The organism is Oscillospiraceae bacterium (assembly GCA_034925865.1).
Taxonomy (GTDB): domain Bacteria; phylum Bacillota; class Clostridia; order Oscillospirales; family SIG627; genus SIG704.
The window spans coordinates 1-19512 of record JAYFRN010000042.1 but is presented as its reverse complement, the minus strand read 5'-3'; the positions used below and the strand labels follow the sequence as shown (position 1 = coordinate 19512).

Here is a 19512-nt window from a genome sequence, read left to right as displayed (position 1 = left end):
GTATCGCTATGTCTGTTATTGTCCTGAACCTGAAAAAGGTTCTTTGCGCCTTTTTTGTGTTCCTATATTGTTTGCTAATAACACATCATCTACCGCAGCGAAATTTGAAATTCGTATTTGTTCAGTAGACATTATTTAAATACCGAGTTCATAATAATCAAAGACGGCTTTGGATAACATTCCGCAGCCGTCTTTCTTTTTTTTGGTTTATCGTAATTCACGATAAATAGGGTTAAATCACATATCCATTACCATTGTAAGTATCATCGGATTGCGCTTTGTCTTATTATATATAAATTTCGTCAAATCATCTTTTACACGTGACTTAATTGTACTGATGTCACGCATGCCGCTATTAAGACATCCCTCAATTATATCATGAGCCTGTGAACGTATCTGGTCAAGAAACGCTTCTGATTCCTTTACATAAACAAAGCCTCTCGTGACGACATCCGGCTCCGAAAGCATGAGTCCGGCATCGACGTCTATGGCCGCAACGATGACTATCAGACCGTCCATAGACAGATGCTTTCTGTCGCGCAGGACAACCGTTCCGACATCACCGACCCCGAGTCCGTCGACAAGTACCTTCCCGGAAGGCACAGTGCCGTTAAAGCCCGCATACGAACCGTTTTTTCCAAACTCAAAAACACGTCCGATATCTGATATGAATATATGATTACGCGGTATCCCAAGATATTCGGCTATTTCCGCGCACTTAACAAGATGCTTGTATTCGCCGTGAACCGGAAGGAAATATTTCGGCTTTACAAGCGCCGTAATCAGCTTTATTTCTTCCTGGCATGCATGCCCGGACACATGAACCTCCGCAACCTTATCGTATAAAACCGAAACGTCCTTTTTAAGCAGCTCATTGATTATTTTATTTACTGTTTTTTCATTTCCAGGAATCGCATGAGCCGATATGACGACGACATCATCGGCGCCAAGCTCTACTTTATCATGAGCAGAATAAGCCATACGGTAAAGCGCGCTCATCGGTTCTCCCTGACTGCCAGTGGTTATCAAAGTGATCTCGCTGGGTTTATACCTTTTTAACTGCGTAAGCTCGACAAGCATGCCATCGGGAATGTGCATATAGCCTAATTCCGTCGCAGCAGTGACTATGTTTATCATACTCCGGCCAGAAATTGCGACCTTACGGCCATATTTGGCGGAATAATCAATTATTTGCTGAACACGGTGAACATTCGAAGAAAAGGTCGCTATTACTATCCGCTTATCACGGCAATCGCGGAATATTCCGTCGAGCGAATGCCCGACAGTTTTTTCGCTCGGTGTAAAGCCCGGACGCTCCGCGTTTGTCGACTCGCACATCAACGCAAGCACTCCCGCGTTGCCGAGCTCGCCGAAGCGAGTCAGATTTATTATTTCGCCCTCAATCGGCGTCACATCAATTTTAAAATCGCCGGTGTGGACAAGCATTCCCGCAGGAGTATTGATCGCAAACGCGACACTGTCAGCGATAGAGTGGTTTACATGTATAAATTCCACCGAAAAGCATCCGACGTTTATCACATCGCCGGCCTTCGTGTTTATAAGCTTGGCAGTTTTGTCAAGCTTATGCTCTATAAGCTTATTTTTCAATATCCCCAGCGTAAGGCAGGTGCCATAAACAGGAACATTTAATGTTTTGAGCACATACGGAAGCGCGCCTATATGATCCTCATGACCGTGGGTCAGAAATATTCCGAGCACCTTGTCGGCGTTTTGTTCAAGATAAGTAATGTCCGGGATCACAAGATCAACTCCGGGCATATTTTCATCCGGGAAACCAAGCCCGCAGTCAATGACTATTATGTCGTCTCTGAATTGAATGACCGTGAGATTCTTCCCTATTTCTCCAAAGCCTCCGAGCGGGATAATCTTAAGCCTTTCATCAGGCTGCATTTCCTGAAAATCCGTTGCGATTCCACCCGCTTTTGTGCCGGATTTTGATTGTTTTTTTGTTTTAGTTGCCATATTTTTCCTTTCTTATATCATGGTTTTTTATTATCGTTTCTGTTGATTTCCATAATTTCACCGCGAACAAATGAGCAAAGCTCTCCGGCAATTTCAGAAGAAACCGCCTCTGAAAGTATTTTAATGCCCCGGGCGCGGTTTGCGGTCACCCTGACAATTCCACCCGGAAGCGGTATTTCAATACCCTCTTCGAGAAAACCGTCACGGCAGTATTTTTCGGATAGACGGAACAAGAGCTCCGCCTTGTTTTTTGGCTCAGGCAGCTCAGCTTCGGCTCTGGAAAACCTAGGGAGCGAATCAAGCATGGCTCTAAAAGCTTCCAGATCGAAATCCAAAAGCTTTAATAATTTTATAAGCCTTGCGGCACAGAAAGCTCCGTCGCGCAGCCAGGGGCGCAGAGAATCTTTTTCATGGAGCTTTTCCGATGGGTGTGAAGGAAACCTTTTTACAGTAAAGCCGTTTTCGGCGGCTATATAGTCGAATATTATAGGTGCGCCACTTGGCAGACAAATGCATGAGCCGTCATAATTACACTCTTCAAATTTCGGCATGCTGCGGATCAATACCGCACGCAGCGCATCGAAATCACATATCTCTTCTCCGTATGACATCATACGGCATTTTGTACCGTCATCTGAGATGTCAATGAATATATTCTCCGTACCATCTCCGAACTCGCAGCGGGCACCGAGCGGATTAAGCGCTTTTTTCAAGAGCTCTGCGCACATTGAGCGGCGAAGATATATTTCGCGTCCGATAAGTGACGAATCGGATAAATCCCTCTGGAGATATAGCAGATAACTGTCCTGCAGTGTCACGAGCGTTTGGAAATGAGCTGACGAAAAGGCAGAAAGAGCTGAAAGCTCAGGCTCATAAGCGGCAGAGCATATCTTACGTTCGGCCGCAGATGAAATATACAAGCCGTCTGAATCAAAAACAACCATCATCACAGAGCTGCCGTCTTGAAAAACGTGTGCGCATGGAAGCGAAAATTGTTCGGCGGCAAATGAGGAAAGAGCAAAGTTAGCGATCCCGAGGTCGATCACATCGAGACCGGCCCATAAAGCCCCGCATTCAAGCGCATAAGCAGAGGCAAACATACCTTCGGAATAAGTAACGGTCACCGATGATATTTTGTCAAGCTTTGAAAGAGCCGATCCGGCGGCAATAAGGGGCATCGGACTCGTCCCGGACGGTGAAATTTGAATTCCGTTCTCACGCATGGCTTCATATCTTGCCGAAGCGCGTTCGGCAAACGGAGACAAAGAGGAGGTGATGCCCGATTCTGTTTTCTCCGATTTGTTTGATCCGTTGCGCATTGTCGCCGATACAGCCGGTATCAGACGGCAACGAGGCAAAATCGTGCCGGCGTGAACGCTGGCGCCGCCGCCGATAACACAGCCGTCGGGAATGACACATTCGTTTTCGACAGTCGCGTCCGGGCATATGATAGAGCCACGCACCAGTGAGTTTTTACCGATATGCGCATTCGAGCCGACAATCGAAGAGGAAACCCTCGCTCCATCGCCTATGCGCGCTCCGGAGCAAATAATCGAATTGTCTTTTGTAAAGGAATATTCGCTGGGACGTATATCAACATAGCTTTTAAATTTACCGGCGTGAGCGTCAAAATTGCATTTATAGTAATCTGAAAGAGATCCCATATCGCACCAGTATCCAGATACGGGAAGACCGAAAAGGCGCTTGTTTTCTTTTAAAAGCAATGGAAATAAATTTTTAGAGAAGTCAAAAGCTTTGCCGACGGGGATATAATCGATTACCGAACGATTTAATATATATATACCTGTATTGATACGGTTTGAAAATACACCGCTCCAATCCGGCTTTTCCGCAAAGCGCTTTATCCTTCCGTCGGTGCCGCACATGACAACTCCATATTCGGTCGGAGAGCTTGATTTTGCGAGCAGAATCGTACAATCGCTGCCATTATCGCGATGAAATCTGACGGCTTCTGAGATATCGTAATCACATATCGCGTCTCCGCATATGAAAACAAAGCTTTCGTCACCCTCGTCAAGGAAGGAGCGCGCATCCACAAGACCTCCGGCCGTTCCAAGCGGAGAACTCTCGCGGAAATAAGTCAGCTTCATACCACGGTAGGCATCTGGATATCGCGATTCAATGACTTCGGCTAAATAACCGGTGGTTACTCCGGAATGGGAAATTCCGTTATGCGCGAGAAGAGAAAAAATATATTCAATGGTAGGCCGGCTTAATACCGGGGCCATAGGCTTGGGAATAAGTCCTGTGACAGGATATAACCGGCTGCCCTTGCCACCGGCAGCAATAATCGCCCTTATGCTCATAAACACCTCATAATAATACTTATTATAAATATTATTATGGCGGAGTAACGGGCAGATATACATTATTAACTCGGCATTTAAATAATTACCGCTTAAAGAGAGAAAAGACTCTGGTATATGGACTTTTCTCTCTTATAAAACACGACTTATTTAAATGACGTTTTAATAATACAGCTTTTTCTCTAAAATCAAAAGAATTCGAAACCGTGTTAATTATTTTTCCTTTGACGCATTATCACCGAACGCAAGCAATATGAGCTTTTGAAAACGATGGTTGAGACCGGATTTTGTAATCGGCGGATTTGAAAGATCGCAAAGCTCGCGAAGCGTCGATTCCGGATTTTGCTCACGAAGGAGCGCGGCATTTATCAGCGCGTCGGGCAGCGTGTAAAATCGCCCGGATTCACGCAGAATTCGTATCGCTTGCATTACGCGGGAAGAATAATCCACAGTTTTAATAAGATTGGCATTGTCGTAATTATTTATGCGATTTATGTTATTTCTTATTTCTCGTTCGATTTTTTCCTGCATGAACTCCATAGCGAACGACGGCGCACCGATAAGAGTGAGAAAATCCTCAATTTTTTCACTGTCCTTGATATAAACGGTATAAAGCTCCTTGCGTTGTCCGCGTTTTGCCCAAACAGACAGGGACTCAAGAAACAGAGCGAGGTTTTCAGCTCGTTTTTTATAAGGCGTTGCCATTTCAAGGTGATATCCCTTTTTCGGATCAAGAACTGTTCCGCATGCTAAAAACACTCCGCGCAAAAACCATTCGGCACAGGTGGGGCAATGCGGAGCCGGAAGCGAAAGCTCGCCGAAATTATCTTTTTGCGCATCATATCCGAAATCAGAGAGTATTTTTTCAATTTCCTCAAATCCACCCTGTAATGATCCAAGGCAAACGAACTTCATGGAAGCAGAACCGATTCTGCCCGTCGGGATCACTTGTGCATCCGCGCCGTAAAGCTCAATAAAAAGGAAAGCAACCGCCTCAAGAAAGGCGGGATTCTCAGAACGCACATAAAAAGAGCGGACTTCCGGTTCGTTTTCGTCTGTTGCTATTTCACCGGCAAAAAGCAGAGCCGCATAAAGAAACATGTGTGAGCAGCATTCCGGCAACTTTTTCCTGGCTCGGTGCCCAGATATTCCAAGAGAATCGCACACAAGCGAGCATATATATTTTTTCAGTTCGGATGAAAACGGAAGCAAATCCGGTGATGACATTTTAATATATCCGTATATAATTTCTTCGTAAATTTATCAATTGCAAATATTTTATAGTTCATGCTGGATAAATGAGAAAACAACTCGAACCCAATTCCGTTTGCAGCTCCGGTGATGAGTACATGTTTTTATCCATAAGATCACTCTCCTATAACTGGAATTACAGAAATCAATTCCGCATTGATTTTTTTAAATTCATCTTTTAAATTATTAATATAATTGCCTTTTGTATGAGATGTAAAAACAATTACATCATAATACTCTTGTGTTTTATCACGCTGTAAAATTTTATCAATATTAATATTGCGATTTGCTAAAACTCCGGTTATTTTACTTAAGATACCTATTTCGTCTACCGTGCGTATACGCAAGTATTGATTAGACTTTTTGCTTTGAATCTGTTTCCACGCCGAATTTGTGCGAGTAGTTTGTTTTGTTTTAGATTCATCCTTGAGAATACGAACAATATCATCAAACATAGCCGCGGCGGTAGGACGATTTCCTGCTCCTTGACCATAGAATCCCAACGTTCCGCTAGCAGTACCTTTTATTTTTATAATATTGTTATTTAAAAATGTGTTTGCAATAATATCGCTTTTTTTAATAAGGCAAGGTCCTATTATATATAGCAATGTATCATTATCACGCTCTATGTGAATTATCGGCTTAATTGTATAACCAAGGTCATTCGCATAATGCATATCAGCTAATTCAATATTTGAAAATGGCACAGGCTCAATGTTTTGAGGATTAAAATATTTATTCATGCTAAATGTGGAGAGGATTACCGATTTAAACAAAGCATCATATCCTAAAATGTCTTCGCTCGGATCATTCTCCGCATAGCCATTTATTTGAGCTTCTTTCAATGCTTTTTCAAATGTTTCATTTTCATTTAACATTTTTGTATAAATGAAATTGGATGTGGCATTAACAACTCCTGTTACTTCAATTATATTTTCGCCATAGAAACAATTCTCCATAATTTTTGCAATTGGAATACCGCCGCCTACGGTTGCATCGTACTTTAAAGAGACATTATTCGTGTTAGCGCAGTTTAATATTTCTTCGGCATAAAAAGCAAGGGCCTTTTTGCTTGACATTACAACACTTTTACTCTGTTCAAATGCGGTTTTCACATATTTTAAGGTTAAATCGGTTCCGGCTCCCCCCACACATTCACAAATAATATTTGTATCATCATCAAGCAATATATCATTGGGGTCAGTTGTTAATTCTAATAAATCAATATTAGTACCTCTCTTCTTGTTTAGGTCGCGAACAAAAACCTTTCCTATAACTAAATCAATTTGGAATAACTCCAGTATTTTGTTATGAGATTCTTGAATTATATTTACCAATTCAGCGCCTACAACACCTAATCCTAAAAAACCGATTTTGATTCTTTTCATTTTTTATCCTCTTTCTTAAATGATAGATTTTATATCATCGGAACGACATTGTTTACAATGCATCATAACATTTGTAAGGGGACTGAATTGATATCTAATCAAACTAACTTTTAATTTGGTTTGAGCGTTTTCTTCAGCGTTGGTTCCAATTATAGGCATCAAATTATAAATATATGCATTGTTTTTATTTGCAAATTCAACAATTTCTTCAATTTCATCTGAGTTTATATTGGGAATATATACCGTATTGATTTTAACAAAAATATTATTGTATTGCTTTAATAATTCAATCGCTTGGCGCTGTTTTTCAAGTATATATTTTACTGCAATATTGCCATGCAATATATTTTTCCCAACAATACACCATCCCAGGATACTGCCCGGACAGGAGACTTAAGCGGCGCCGGTATAAACTATTAATCAAAATCTCCGATTTTTCTTATTTCACACTCAAGCTCAACCCCGAATTTTTCGCGAACTGATTCTCTGACCAGCGAAATTAACGCAAGAATATCAGCGGAAGAGGCTCCTCCGCGGTTTATTATAAACCCGGCGTGCTTTTCACTGATCTGTGCGCCGCCGATACGTCTTCCCTTGAGACCGCATTTTTCTATCATTTCTCCTGTATATCCGGCACTGCTTCGCTTGAACACGCTTCCGGCGCTCGGATATTCAAGGGGCTGTTTTTCTATACGGCGGCGCATAAACTCGTTCATTTGCGCAGTAATTAACTCGCCGTCTCCGGGAACAAGCCGGAAATAAGCGCGGATTATAATTTTATCGCCACACTGGTATGCGCTGTGACGATATCCGAAATGCTGTTCAGGGCCGGAAAGCGTTTTAACTGAAAAGTCTGATAAATCAAGATAATCGCTCTTTTCACAAACGGCGGAGGTTTCGCCGCCGTAAGCTCCGGCATTCATATATACGGCTCCGCCGACAGTGCCCGGAATGCCGTACGCAAATTCAAGCCCGGACAGGGCGCGGCGAGAAGCCGCCAGCGCGGCGGAGGTGATCGGCATGCCGCACTCGGCGGTCATGACATTCTCCACAAATCCAAAATTTTTCAACGCTGTCAATAAAATTACCGCTCCGTCAAAGCCTTTATCCGAGCACAGCACATTGGTGCCGTTTCCGAGAACGCAAAAACGGATACCGCACCTTTTTACGGCGCGGAAGGATGCCGAAAGCATATCCGGGGAATTAGGTGTCATGAGTACCGCGCACGGCCCGCCTGTTTTAAAGGAGGACAAAGCGCTCATTTTAACATCCGAAACGACGGAAATCCCGTCGATGGCTCCGCCTGTTTCTTCACGAAGCGCGTCTTTGAGCATTTCGGTAAGTTTATTCAATTAATTCTATCCCCATATTATTTATCGAGAAACGCGGCGCCGATTATACCTGCTTCATTGCCAAGCTTTGCGATGCGTATGTCGGTGCGCTTTTCACTTCCGCGTGAATACTGATGAGCTGATACCGGGATTAAAAGCGGATTGAGAATATAATCTCCTTCATTTGAAAGACCGCCTCCGATGCTGAGCACCTCAGGCTGGAAAATGTTTATTATGTTTGTAATACCGCAGGCCAGATAGTCGATAAACATATCGACGACTTCCGAAGCCGCCTTGTCACCCTTTCTCATGGCGTCAAAGGATGTTCTGCCGTTTGTTGCTTCGATATCCCCTCCGACAAGCTTCCACATAAGGGAATCGGGGTATTTTTGCATTTTTTCTTTTGTTGTATTTATAAGCCCTGTAGCGGAGCTGTATGTTTCCCAGCAGCCGCGTCTGCCGCAGCCGCATTGACGTCCGTTATGCTGTATAACAATATGTCCAAGCTCGCCGGCGGCGAAATTGCAGCCGGTAACTATTTTATTATCGATAATTATGCCGCCTCCGACACCGGTGCCGAGAGTGATCATAACGGAATCCTTCGCTCCCTTTGCGGCTCCGAAGATATGCTCGCCTTTCGCAGCGGCGTTTGCGTCGTTTTCTATGCCGTATTTTTTAACTGGAACCTTTGATCTCAGGATATCAAGCAGCGGGAAATGAAGGAAAGGTAAACTGCTGCAGAAATCAACGCGTCCGGTATCTGAATTTGCGATACCCGGGGTGGCGATGCCGCAGAATTCAATATCGTCGGGAACTAGGCTTGACGAATCGATAAGCTGTTTTATAAGGAGAGCGATGTCGTCTGCGATTTCCTCGGGCGAACGGTGAGCTTTTGTGGGAAGAGTGAGCTTTTTGATTATTTTGCCTTCACCGTTTACGAGCCCGGTGGCAATTTTCGTGCCTCCCAAATCGACACCTATGCTGTATCTCATGAAAAATACCTCTGTCATCAAATCAATTTATATTATTGCTCAATTATTAACTCGGTATTTAAATAATTACCGCTTAAAGAGAGAAAAGGCTCTGGTATATGGGCTTTTCTCTCATGTAAAATAAGGCTTATTTAAATGCCGTTTTAACAAACGTCATCTTTCATTATCGACATTTGCCTGACCCATGAGCTTTTTATTGAATTCTATAGCGGTGTTATAGCCCATCTTTTTCTGGCGATTGTTCATTGCCGCGATTTCAAGAATTATGGCGAGGTTGCGTCCGGGCTTTACTGGGATTGTAATAGCCGGGACATTAATACCCATAATTTCAATGTATTCCGTATCCATTCCGAAGCGGTCGTAGAATTTACCCTGCTGCCAAAGCTCAAGATTAATTACAAGGTCGATTTTTTCTGTGAGCTTAATCGCGCCCATGCCGAAAATACGGCGGACATCTACTATGCCGATGCCTCTCAGCTCAATATAGTGGCGTATAAGCTCCGGCGCGCTTCCGACAAGTGTTTTCGCGGAAACCTTTTTTATTTCAACTGCGTCATCGGCTATCAGCCGGTGTCCGCGCTTAACAAGCTCTATGGCGGTCTCGCTCTTTCCGACACCGCTGTCTCCGAGTATCAGAAGACCTTCGCCGTAAACCTCAACCAGAACTCCGTGTCTCGTGATGCGGGGAGCAAGCTTTACATTCAGTGAAGCAATTATCGCCGCCATTATCTGAGTGGTGGCCTCCGGAGTGGTGAAGACAGGTATTCCGTATTTTTTTGCCAGCTCGACGGCGTCGTCATACGGACGGTGGTCATTGGAAAAGATGAGGCAGACGGGATGCCTGGCGAGAAACGTATCCAGACTTTTATACCTGATTTCAGGATCGAGTGTTTCGAGATAACGGTATTCGACATTGCCGATTATCTGAATGCGCTGCGGCTCGAAATATTCAAAAAATCCGGAAAGCGGCAATCCGGGACGGTTGATATCGCTGCGCACTATATCGATATCCCGCCAATTATTCGGTAAAAATGCCGGCGTTAACGCGAATTCATCAGCAACCTCGCCAAGCTTCGCGGAGTAATTTTCATCCATATCGACAGTATTCCTCTCTGATATATCTTTTTAAACAGAGTCCGGCCGGTTCAATGACCGCCGTGGCAACAGCCGTCTTTGCATATATGCCTGTTGGGGCATTCGGAAACAGACGAAGACGACTTCATAATTATACCCGGAGCCTTTTTTATACATACCGTCAGATTGTTTGACCCGCATTCCGGGCATATAATCAGCTTCCCGGTCATTTCAGACACAGAAGCAAGTTTGTCAAATTCTTTGCCGCATTTACCGCACTTTAAATCATATATCGGCATTCCTGTCCTCCGATTTATTGAAATCTTATATCATATATTATCACTTTTTATTTGAATTGTCAAATGCTTTATAATTCATAATGCTTCGGCTTATTACTAAATTTAGTAATTTGTCATTGAATGTCACCTTTATTTCGTAATATCATTTCGGCAGTCAACAGGATACCTTTAATGGCTGTAGAATAATGACTGGAGGTGGAAAAAATAAACCATTTCGGAATTAAAAATAGTTGCACTGAAGATTTTGCCTTATATGAACGCGGACGCGAATATAACCGGATTATCGGTTATTATGACACGGTTAATAAAAACGAGAGATTTTATCGCGGAGATCAATGGCACGGAATAAATTCGGGCGGTCTTCCGACACCGGTGTTCAATATTTTCAAACGGGTAATAAATTATTTCGTTTCGACAATTATGTCGCAGAAGCTCGCGTTCAGATATGGCGCCGAAGGTATGTATATCATGCTTGGAGACGGCAAGAAGCGCGAAATTGAAGAAAAATGTGCGACGATCACATCCTTGAATTACAGGTATGACAAGGACAAGATCGAATCGCTGTTATCAAGGGGACTTTTCGAAGCGGCTGTAAGCGGAGATTTCTTCCTATATACGTACTGGGACGCATCAAAGAAGACAGCCCAGGGATATTCCGGGGATTTCGCAACCTGTTTGATAGACAGCACAAACGTGTTTTTCGGAGATGTTAACAGCTCCGAGATCGAGGAACAACCCTATATCATACTGTCCGGACGTGATCAAGTGGACAGGCTGCGTGCGGAAGCCGCCGAAAACGGAGCAAAGCGAGATGACATCGATCTGATAACCGCCGATGATGACACATCCGATGAATCGGGAGATTTCGGAAAAAACGAGCTTTCCGGCACAAAATGCACGTATCTCATTAAGCTCTATAAAAAAGGCGGTACTGTACGCTACCGCAAGAGCACGAGACGAACCGTCATTTGCCATGAAAGAGACACGGGACTCCGGTTATATCCCGTCACGCTGATGAATTGGGAAAGAGTCAAAAACCGTTATCACGGCCAGGCCGTCGCAACCGATATAATCGACAACCAAACCTATATAAACAAAGCATTCGCGATGGTGATGAAGCATATGACCGACGTCAGCTTTTCAAAGATTCTCTACAACAGCAATATCATCGACGAATGGACAAACGAAATAGGAGAAGCGATAGCCGTCAACGGCCCTACGGAATCGGCCGCGCTCCGCATCGAGCCGGGGACTCTTCAATCAGGTTTTTTAGATGTAATATCTCTGACGCTGTCCGTGACCAAAGAGCTACTCGGCGCGACAGATGCCGCGCTTGGCAATGTGAGGCCGGAAAACACATCGGCAATAATTGCGCTTCAGCAGGCATCAGGTATACCTCTGGAAAACCAGCGCCGGGGCCTTTACGAAACGGTTGAAAGGCTGGGAATGATATGGCTTGATTTTGTATTGAATTACTACGATTCATCGCGTGTGTTCATGTATACCGAAAACGGAGTTCAAAAAGGAGAGGTTCTGACACATCAGGGGTTGAATGAGGTGCTGTTTGACTGCCGTGTCGATGTCGGAGCAAGCAGCTATTGGAGCGAGTTGGCGGCGGTGACTACTCTCGATAATTTGCTGGCAAGCGGAAAGATAAGTTTCGAGCAATATTTAAAGAGGCTCCCGGATGGCTTTATTCCCGCAAAGGATGAACTGATCAGTGAAATTAAAGCACATGCCGGAAGCGAGACGGCAAGTGAATAAATCAAACAGGAAGAAAGGATTTTATCAAATGGAAAACAACAATAAAGAAGTTGACGAGGCGGAAAAGACTTCGAAAAACGCAGAAGCTACGTCCGCAGAAAAAGCATATGTCTTCGAAAAAGGTGCAGAGGAGCGTATAAGGAGCGATATCGTAAAGCTCAGGGAGCTATTTCCCTCTTTAAAGAACGAGGACATACCGGATGAGGTTTGGGAAAGAGTTAAAAATGGAGAAAGCCTCGCCGCTTCATACGCTCTTTATTTCATTGAAAACATAAAAAGCAGGGAAAAAATCCGCGAGCTGAACGAAAAAAATAACAAAAATGCTCCTCCGAGATTTATATCCGACGGAGGCGAAGAGAATTATTTCAGCCCTGAAACAGTGAAGCAGATGAGCCCGGCGGCAATAAGGAAGAACTACGACACGATACTAAAATCCATGGACAGCTGGAAATAAGAAGATCGATTTTAAGCGAGCCCTTTTGGACTTCATTTAAAGTAGGAATAAAAATCGATTAACAAGAATGAATAGTCCAAAACAATCATTCTGCGTCACAGCGCGGACCAACCATAATTTCAGAAAGGATTGTTTGATTCAGCTGTGGATGAATCATACTGGATAATATATGGCAATATCAAATTTCATTTCCACAATATGGAGCGAGACGCTTTATAGAGAGCTTAATAAAAGCTATGTGGGCGTAAAACTCTCCTCAAGAGAATTCGAGGGTGATATAAAGGGAGAGGGCGACAGAGTAAAGATATGCGGGATCGGTCCCGTGAGCGTTTTTACATATACTAAAAATTCTGACATGCCCGCCGCCGAGGTGCTTTCAGACAATGAACGCACACTTATCATCGACCAGGCAAAGGGATTCAATTTTTTCATCGACGATATAGACCTGGCACAGTCGAAAAAAACTCTCATGCAGCTCGCGATGAAAGAGGCTTCCGACGCCTTGTCCGATGTAGCCGATAAATTCATATACAGCCTTACTGACAATAATGCGGGAACCGTCACAAACGCATCCGCGACCAGTATATCAATCATATCCACAATCGCAGACGCAAGAAAAAAGCTAATGGAGAATAATGTCCCGAATTCCGCGAACATATCTCTGGAGGTGCCTCCAGCGGTAGAACAAAAGCTCGTTCTCGCCAAGGTACTGCGCAGCACAGACAACTCGGACGCTCTCGGCAGAGGATATATCGGAAGCTTCATGGGATTTGACATATATGTTACAAACAATATAGCCGCCGATGCCGGAGGCGTTTATCGCTGCGTCGCAAGAACGCGCCGTGCGGTCGCGTTTGCCGAAAAGCTAAGCTCGGTAAAAGCATACGAGCCCGAATTGAGGCATGGCGACGCCGTCAAAGGGCTTCATCTCTACGGAGCGAAGATTATATACCCAAAGGAGATCGTATTCCTGAATCTCACTCCGGCTCCCGAAACAACGGTCTGACAAAAGCGATAGCCCTATATTAAGGAAAGGATCAAAATAATATGGTTCATTATAAAATACAAGGTCCGTCAAACGGAGTCATTGTCGATCATGTATCAAAGCAGATCGTCGGCAGCTTTGACACGGACGGGATCGCAGACACGGCCGATGTCGCGGAAAATATAGCCTCGGGAATTGTCGCAAGAGCAAAACAAAGCTTTGCTCGTGCTTATGCTCTTGAAATAACCGTTACCGGTTCATCCGGAGCCTTGTCCGGAGCAACAGTCACAGTTTCGTCGCCATATCAGTCACGTAGCGGAATCACTGACGTCGAGGGAAAGTATATATGCTATGTGCCGGATGCGGCATACTCTGTTTCCGTCTCACGCGAAGGATATACAAGCGGTACGGGAAGCGCGGCGGTAAACGGCGCGGACATATCTGTCACAATCTCCATGAGCGAAGCCTGACAGATGAGCACGAAAACAAACGGAGGTGGTTTGAATAAAAGCAATAGAGGTGTATGAAAGGAGCCTGGCGTTGTTATCCGAAAACGACGAATACGGTCAGGCAAAACCCGATACAGCAGTTTTCCGTTCCTCCGCGCCCGCGCTTATCAACACGCTTATCGTAATGCTTGACGAGCTGGATTGTTATGTGAAAGGCATCAGAATAAACGATACAGTACATGTGCCCCAAACTATACATTCTCTCGACGACGAGCTTTACACTCATCCGAGGCTTTGCATGGGCGCGATGGTGCTCGGGCTGTGTTATATGCTCATAAACGAAGAAAACGAGAAGCGCGGAGCCATGTTTTATGCTCTTTTTCGTGACGAATCGGAAAACATAAGACGTATTTTCAGAGTTGCAAAGCATCGCAGCGTTAAAAATGTATATTGAAGGGCAGTGTTGAACTTGGCAGCAGATAAAATACTTCAATTGGAAAAATTTACGGGGCTTTACTGTTCCGGCGACGGCGAAACGGAAATACCGGACGGATCAAGCCCGAATATGACGAATTTCAGGATCACTCCGGGATACAAGCTGAAACGTCGGGACGGTTTTCGCGTTCTAAAGGAAACGGGTGCGAGTATTCGGGGAATAGCATGCGGCATAAATGCGGCTGACGGCGGGGAATATTTTCTCGCCGTCTCCGGAACAGGCGTATTGTCATCAAACGACGGTTTTGACACGCTTTCGGAGATCGGAAGCATATCAGGGGCCGGAAAGGTGAGCTTCTTCGAATTCGGAGGAAGCGTCTATATCCTCGGGGAAACTGAAATAAAGCGTTTTAACGGCACAGAATTATCGGATATCGTCGGGTATCGTCCGAAGGTCACAGTCTCAACTCCGCCGTCTGGAGGCGGCACGCTTTTTGAATCTCCGAATCTGCTGACCGGAAGCGTTACGCAATGTTTTACTCCAGACGGAGCGAGCAAGATTTACAAGCTTGCCTTATCAGAGATAACCTCAGTAGACGGCGTGAGATACAATGGCATACAAATGCAGGAGTCGCAATATACGGTTAACGCGGCTAATGGGACAGTGACTTTTATAAACGCGCCGGCTGAAATTTATCCGGACTGTCTGGAGATCGACTATACCCGCGTATCGGATCAGAAAAGTAAGATTTTAAAATGCAGGTATGCCGTAAGCTTCGGAGGCGCAAACGATACGCGCGCTTTTCTCTGGGGAAACCCTGATTATCCGGCGGTCATATTTTACAGCGGGATTGCAAACGGGAAGCCCGACTTCTCATATTTTCCGGAGGAGAATTTCAACCTGATCGGTTCCGGCGCTCCGGTTACATCGCTTGTCAGGCAATACGACAGGCTGATAATTTATACCGCAGGCGAAGCATACTACTCATATATCGAAACTGTCGCCGGAGCGGATGGAATAAGGTACGCGTCTTTCCCCGTGAACACGCTGTCGGGCGAAAGAGGCAATCTTTGCGAGGGCCCTGCTCAGCTTATGGATAATGTCCCCGTGACCTTCTCACATGACGGGCTTTACAAATGGATATCCACAAACATCCGGGACGAACGCAACGCCAGGCTTTTTTCGCACAGAATATCGGAGCTTTTACTGCGAGAGGCCTCTTCCCCACCATATATATTCAACCGGAAAGCGGCGAGCGAGCTTTTCACGGTCTGCGGTACTCATTCATTCGTTTATAATTATGCGCTCGATGTATTTTATAAATATACATCAGTCCCAGTGATCATAATGTGCGAGGGAAATTCGGGCGAATTATACTTTGCGGACACATCAGGCAGGATATGTGCCACCGGAGGCAATACCGACGCGGGAGACTCAATCAAAGCCGAATGGTATTCAAAATATTTCGATTTCGGAAGCTCGTCCAAAGTGAAGAATATATACGGCGCGACGGCTGTGATAGAACCGGACGAAAACACAAAATGCGAAATGTCATGGGCAAGCGACAAGGAAGGTCTTGATACCATTGACGGAAAACTGAATATAACGCTGTCATGCGTTCTGTTTTCCTTCGCAGATATACGGTTCGATTCTTTTTCATTTGAAAGCGCGTATACCGCTAAGCTTTTGACAAGACGGCTTTCCGCAAAGAGGTTTACTCATTTCAGGGTTATATTCCGCATTCTTGAAAAGGAAAGCGGATTTCATCTTCTGAAGCTTCTTCTAAGAGGCAGGATAAACGATATGGATACATAAAGGAGAAATACAAAATGAATACATTCACCAGATTCGCGGGAAAGACGGACAATATCTCCGCTCTGCCTGACAGACCTAAGCTCGAGGACGGCTATACACCTGTCGTGATTAAGGCGCTCTTTGACAAAGCGCCGAGCGATATAAAAGCATATATAAACGAGGTGCTGCTACCTTCGCTCGAAAGCGTTGTTTCCGGGAAAAGCGGAGCAGAAAGAATCGGAAGCGCTCAGATATCCGGGCTCGCTTCAACAGATGTTTACGGGGTTTTATGTGAATTAAAAGCTCTTTGCTCATCGCTCGATACCAAAATCGATGAAACTGTCACTTCAATGGTCGCCGGCGCGATTCCGGACGGCTCGTTGAGCGAATCAAAGCTCACCCAAGCGCTCGCCGACAAAATCAACGCGGCAATAATCGTTTCAGGTGCGTATACAATATTTAAGACAGCAGGCAGCGCGAGCTTCACCGTGCCTAAAACGGGATACTACAAAGTGTGCCTTCAGGGTGCGGGAGGAGGCGGAACGCTTAATACCTCATATTTTGTAAACTACGCTACATATGAATGTGTCGGAGGACCCTCCGGATCGTATTGCGAGGCGATATTGCAGCTATGTAAAGGCGATATAATTACACTTTCGGTCGGCGAGGGAGGAGCGGGAGCAGGAAACAGCCTTTTTACACTCGATGGTACGACAACGGTAAGCAATTATAATACGCTTTACTGTTCCACAACACTTCATAATTCACCGGGCGGCGCAACGGTATTCGGTTCCGGCGAAAACATCATCTCCGCTCCCGGCGGCACGAGACTTTCCTCAGCGTCCGTCCCAGTAGCCACCGGTATATATTCTCCATCTCTGACGCTTGTAAAAGCCGGCAGAATATGCGCGGATTTTTTCAATTCCGGCGATATAGTCAACGGCAATTCATATGCCGGAGGGATAAGATATTATATGGGCGCGGAAAGCTTTTCAGGCAGCGGCGCAGATATAATCGGTGCGTCCGCCGTATCCCCGGGTTTCGGAGGCGGCGGACTGGGCGGGCGGTGGTATTTCGACGGCTCGACAACACTGACGTTCAGAAGGCAGTCGGGAAAAGGCGGAGACGGATTGATTATAATCGAATATGTACAGTAAGGAGCGAATTAATGACATACAACGACGGCTACGCCGGGAAAATATGGGACGATATGTCCTCCGGGCTTGATGAAATAGCAAAAAAGTATAAAAATTTGATTTCCGCATAGTGAATACGACAGCCGGATATCGGCGATAAATCCCGAACTGTATCAAAAGAAAAACGCCGCGTCCGCTTTATCAAAAGTAACGCAGAAGAATATAAAGGAATCTCTTGTCGATAAGGGTTTGTCCAAATCCGGGGAATCTATGAAAGCCGATATCGCAGCGGGAACGGCTCTGCAAAGCAGCCTTTCTTTGCTTGATTCGGAATATTCGGGCGAGAAAAATATGCTTAAGCGTGAAAAGCAAAACGCCGCGCTCGGTCTCGAATCGGAGGCCGCATCAAAAGCGACCGATTACAGAACGCAGATGATAAAAATGTATACAGATCAGCTTAATTCAGACAGAGAGAACATGCTTGAAATCGCAAAGCTCAATGAAAACGCGGAAAAGTGGCGCGCAGAGCTAAAGTCCGACACCGCGTATAAAAACACCGCACTCGCTGATGGCACAGAAAAATGGCGTGCCCAGCTTGCCGAAGACAACGCCGCAAGAATATCGGACGAACGCATTTCAAACGCAAAGCTCGAAGCGGAAAAAGCGATGAACACGGCCGAGCTTGAATTCCAAAAGCAGAAGCAGGATGCTCAAATAAAAGCCGAAGCGGAAGCCGCCGCGGAGAAAGAAAAACAGCAGAAATACGAAAACTCGATCAAATCCGAATATTTGTCACTCGAAAAGCAAAAAACAGCCGCCGATATAGAAAACGAAGCCAGAAAGGCAGAGGAGGTCATACAGAAGCGAATCGATAAAGCGGTTGCCGATGCGCTGAGTGCCAAAAGCGCTGAGACTGCCGTTAGCACCCTCAGCAAAGACAACAATGCCGACGCTTCATCCGGAACCGAGGTCCCCGGTCCGAGGACACCTGAAACAACACCGCAGACTCTGGTCGAAAAAATCGTAGGTTTATATACGACCGTGAAAAACGGCGAAAGCGTACGGAATTATCAGGCGATCATAAACGATGTATATACCATACTTGAGGACAAGCGTCTTTCGGAGGATTACAGAAAGGCCGTATACGATTATGCGGATTCGATGGGATATATATCATAAAATCCGAGGAACACAACTTCCTTATTTGACTTTTTAAAAAACGTACATCCCCGGAATAGGTTAGGCCTGTTCCGGGGATGCGGTTTTGGAGGGAAAGATAATTACCGGCAAGCTGCCGCCCGGGTTGTTTCTACGTCAGTTATCTCTGCTTTTGAGATATTCCCTTATGTTGTCGATCACAGTGGAGATATAATTTTCATCGGTGATTAGCTTCATCGCCGCCTCGTAATCTTCTTTTGTCGATAATTCCATGCCGAATTGCTCATGATCATATTGGGTTCTTATTTTTATTGATATATCAATTTCTAAATCGTTCATTTTAATAGCTATTGTAGTAGGAACAAAAGTATCGAACTCAATCACTTTAAAATCAGGAGATAATACTTCATAATTTTTAAATGCACTTGGAGAAATATGGAACATGTAAACGTCTGTATCGTTTATTTTAGTTTTCAAATATGCATACGGATATTTATAATTTTCTTTGAGAGATAAAAGCTCGGGATCGTCCGTTATAAGATAACTTTGCTGTTTTAGGGGATCAGATAAATTATTAGTTTCTTCAATGCTTCTTGGGTCATATTTAACAGATATAAAAATATCTTTTATTTGAGGATATTTAATGTCCTCTGACTTTAATAATGATACACCCCAGGACATATTTCCTTCG

General features: G+C 44.7%; 18 protein-coding genes. 8 read left to right on the top strand and 10 right to left on the bottom strand.

Going from position 1 to position 19512, the window contains the following annotated elements:
- Positions 1–237: 237 nt before the first annotated feature.
- From VB118_12170 to VB118_12130, 9 genes are all read right to left on the bottom strand, one after another.
- Positions 238–1983, bottom strand: a complete 1746-nt coding sequence (locus VB118_12170; protein ID MEA4833355.1) for a ribonuclease J — start codon at positions 1981–1983, stop codon at positions 238–240.
- 17 nt (positions 1984–2000) lie between these two features.
- Positions 2001–4310, bottom strand: coding sequence for a sugar phosphate nucleotidyltransferase (locus VB118_12165; GenBank protein ID MEA4833354.1), 2310 nt, complete (start codon positions 4308–4310; stop codon positions 2001–2003).
- A gap of 213 nt (positions 4311–4523) precedes the next feature.
- Positions 4524–5537, bottom strand: coding sequence for a DNA-binding protein WhiA (gene whiA, locus VB118_12160; protein ID MEA4833353.1), 1014 nt, complete (start codon positions 5535–5537; stop codon positions 4524–4526).
- A 140-nt stretch (positions 5538–5677) separates the two neighbouring features.
- Positions 5678–6949 (bottom strand): homoserine dehydrogenase, encoded by a 1272-nt coding sequence (locus tag VB118_12155; GenBank protein ID MEA4833352.1) that lies wholly within the window; start codon positions 6947–6949, stop codon positions 5678–5680.
- 15 nt (positions 6950–6964) lie between these two features.
- Positions 6965–7291, bottom strand: a complete 327-nt coding sequence (locus VB118_12150) for a hypothetical protein (GenBank protein ID MEA4833351.1) — start codon at positions 7289–7291, stop codon at positions 6965–6967.
- Between the two features lie 74 nt (positions 7292–7365).
- Positions 7366–8301 carry a UDP-N-acetylmuramate dehydrogenase gene (murB, locus tag VB118_12145; protein MEA4833350.1) on the bottom strand — a complete coding sequence of 312 codons (936 nt, stop codon included), beginning with the start codon at positions 8299–8301 and terminating at the stop codon, positions 7366–7368.
- Between the two features lie 17 nt (positions 8302–8318).
- Complete coding sequence (locus VB118_12140) at positions 8319–9272, bottom strand: ROK family protein (protein MEA4833349.1); 954 nt, start codon at positions 9270–9272, stop codon at positions 8319–8321.
- A 153-nt stretch (positions 9273–9425) separates the two neighbouring features.
- A complete protein-coding gene (gene hprK, locus VB118_12135; GenBank protein ID MEA4833348.1) occupies positions 9426–10367 on the bottom strand; it encodes an HPr(Ser) kinase/phosphatase in 942 nt (313 codons plus the stop codon).
- 50 nt (positions 10368–10417) lie between these two features.
- Positions 10418–10645 carry a zinc ribbon domain-containing protein gene (locus VB118_12130; protein MEA4833347.1) on the bottom strand — a complete coding sequence of 76 codons (228 nt, stop codon included), beginning with the start codon at positions 10643–10645 and terminating at the stop codon, positions 10418–10420.
- Between the two features lie 195 nt (positions 10646–10840).
- On the opposite strand from VB118_12130, the gene VB118_12125 reads away from it, so the two are divergent.
- The 8 genes from VB118_12125 to VB118_12090 all read left to right on the top strand — a co-directional run bounded on the left by VB118_12125 (position 10841) and on the right by VB118_12090 (position 18842).
- On the top strand, positions 10841–12409 hold the full coding sequence (locus VB118_12125; GenBank protein MEA4833346.1) for a hypothetical protein: 1569 nt from the start codon (positions 10841–10843) through the stop codon (positions 12407–12409).
- A gap of 28 nt (positions 12410–12437) precedes the next feature.
- A complete protein-coding gene (locus tag VB118_12120; GenBank protein ID MEA4833345.1) occupies positions 12438–12863 on the top strand; it encodes a hypothetical protein in 426 nt (141 codons plus the stop codon).
- A 169-nt stretch (positions 12864–13032) separates the two neighbouring features.
- Positions 13033–13869: a phage capsid protein gene (locus VB118_12115; GenBank protein ID MEA4833344.1), complete on the top strand. Its 837-nt coding sequence runs from the start codon at positions 13033–13035 to the stop codon at positions 13867–13869.
- Between the two features lie 41 nt (positions 13870–13910).
- Positions 13911–14318 carry a carboxypeptidase-like regulatory domain-containing protein gene (locus VB118_12110; protein MEA4833343.1) on the top strand — a complete coding sequence of 136 codons (408 nt, stop codon included), beginning with the start codon at positions 13911–13913 and terminating at the stop codon, positions 14316–14318.
- Between the two features lie 70 nt (positions 14319–14388).
- Positions 14389–14751 carry a hypothetical protein gene (locus tag VB118_12105; protein MEA4833342.1) on the top strand — a complete coding sequence of 121 codons (363 nt, stop codon included), beginning with the start codon at positions 14389–14391 and terminating at the stop codon, positions 14749–14751.
- Between the two features lie 15 nt (positions 14752–14766).
- Positions 14767–16548: a hypothetical protein gene (locus tag VB118_12100; GenBank protein ID MEA4833341.1), complete on the top strand. Its 1782-nt coding sequence runs from the start codon at positions 14767–14769 to the stop codon at positions 16546–16548.
- A gap of 14 nt (positions 16549–16562) precedes the next feature.
- A complete protein-coding gene (locus tag VB118_12095; protein ID MEA4833340.1) occupies positions 16563–17684 on the top strand; it encodes a hypothetical protein in 1122 nt (373 codons plus the stop codon).
- A gap of 249 nt (positions 17685–17933) precedes the next feature.
- Entirely contained in the window at positions 17934–18842 is a 909-nt protein-coding gene (locus tag VB118_12090) for a hypothetical protein (GenBank protein MEA4833339.1), read from the top strand.
- Positions 18843–18977: 135 nt separating this feature from the next.
- Here the strand turns inward: VB118_12090 and VB118_12085 are convergent.
- Positions 18978–19512: hypothetical protein (locus tag VB118_12085; GenBank protein ID MEA4833338.1), on the bottom strand; the 535-nt coding region annotated here is incomplete at its 5' end.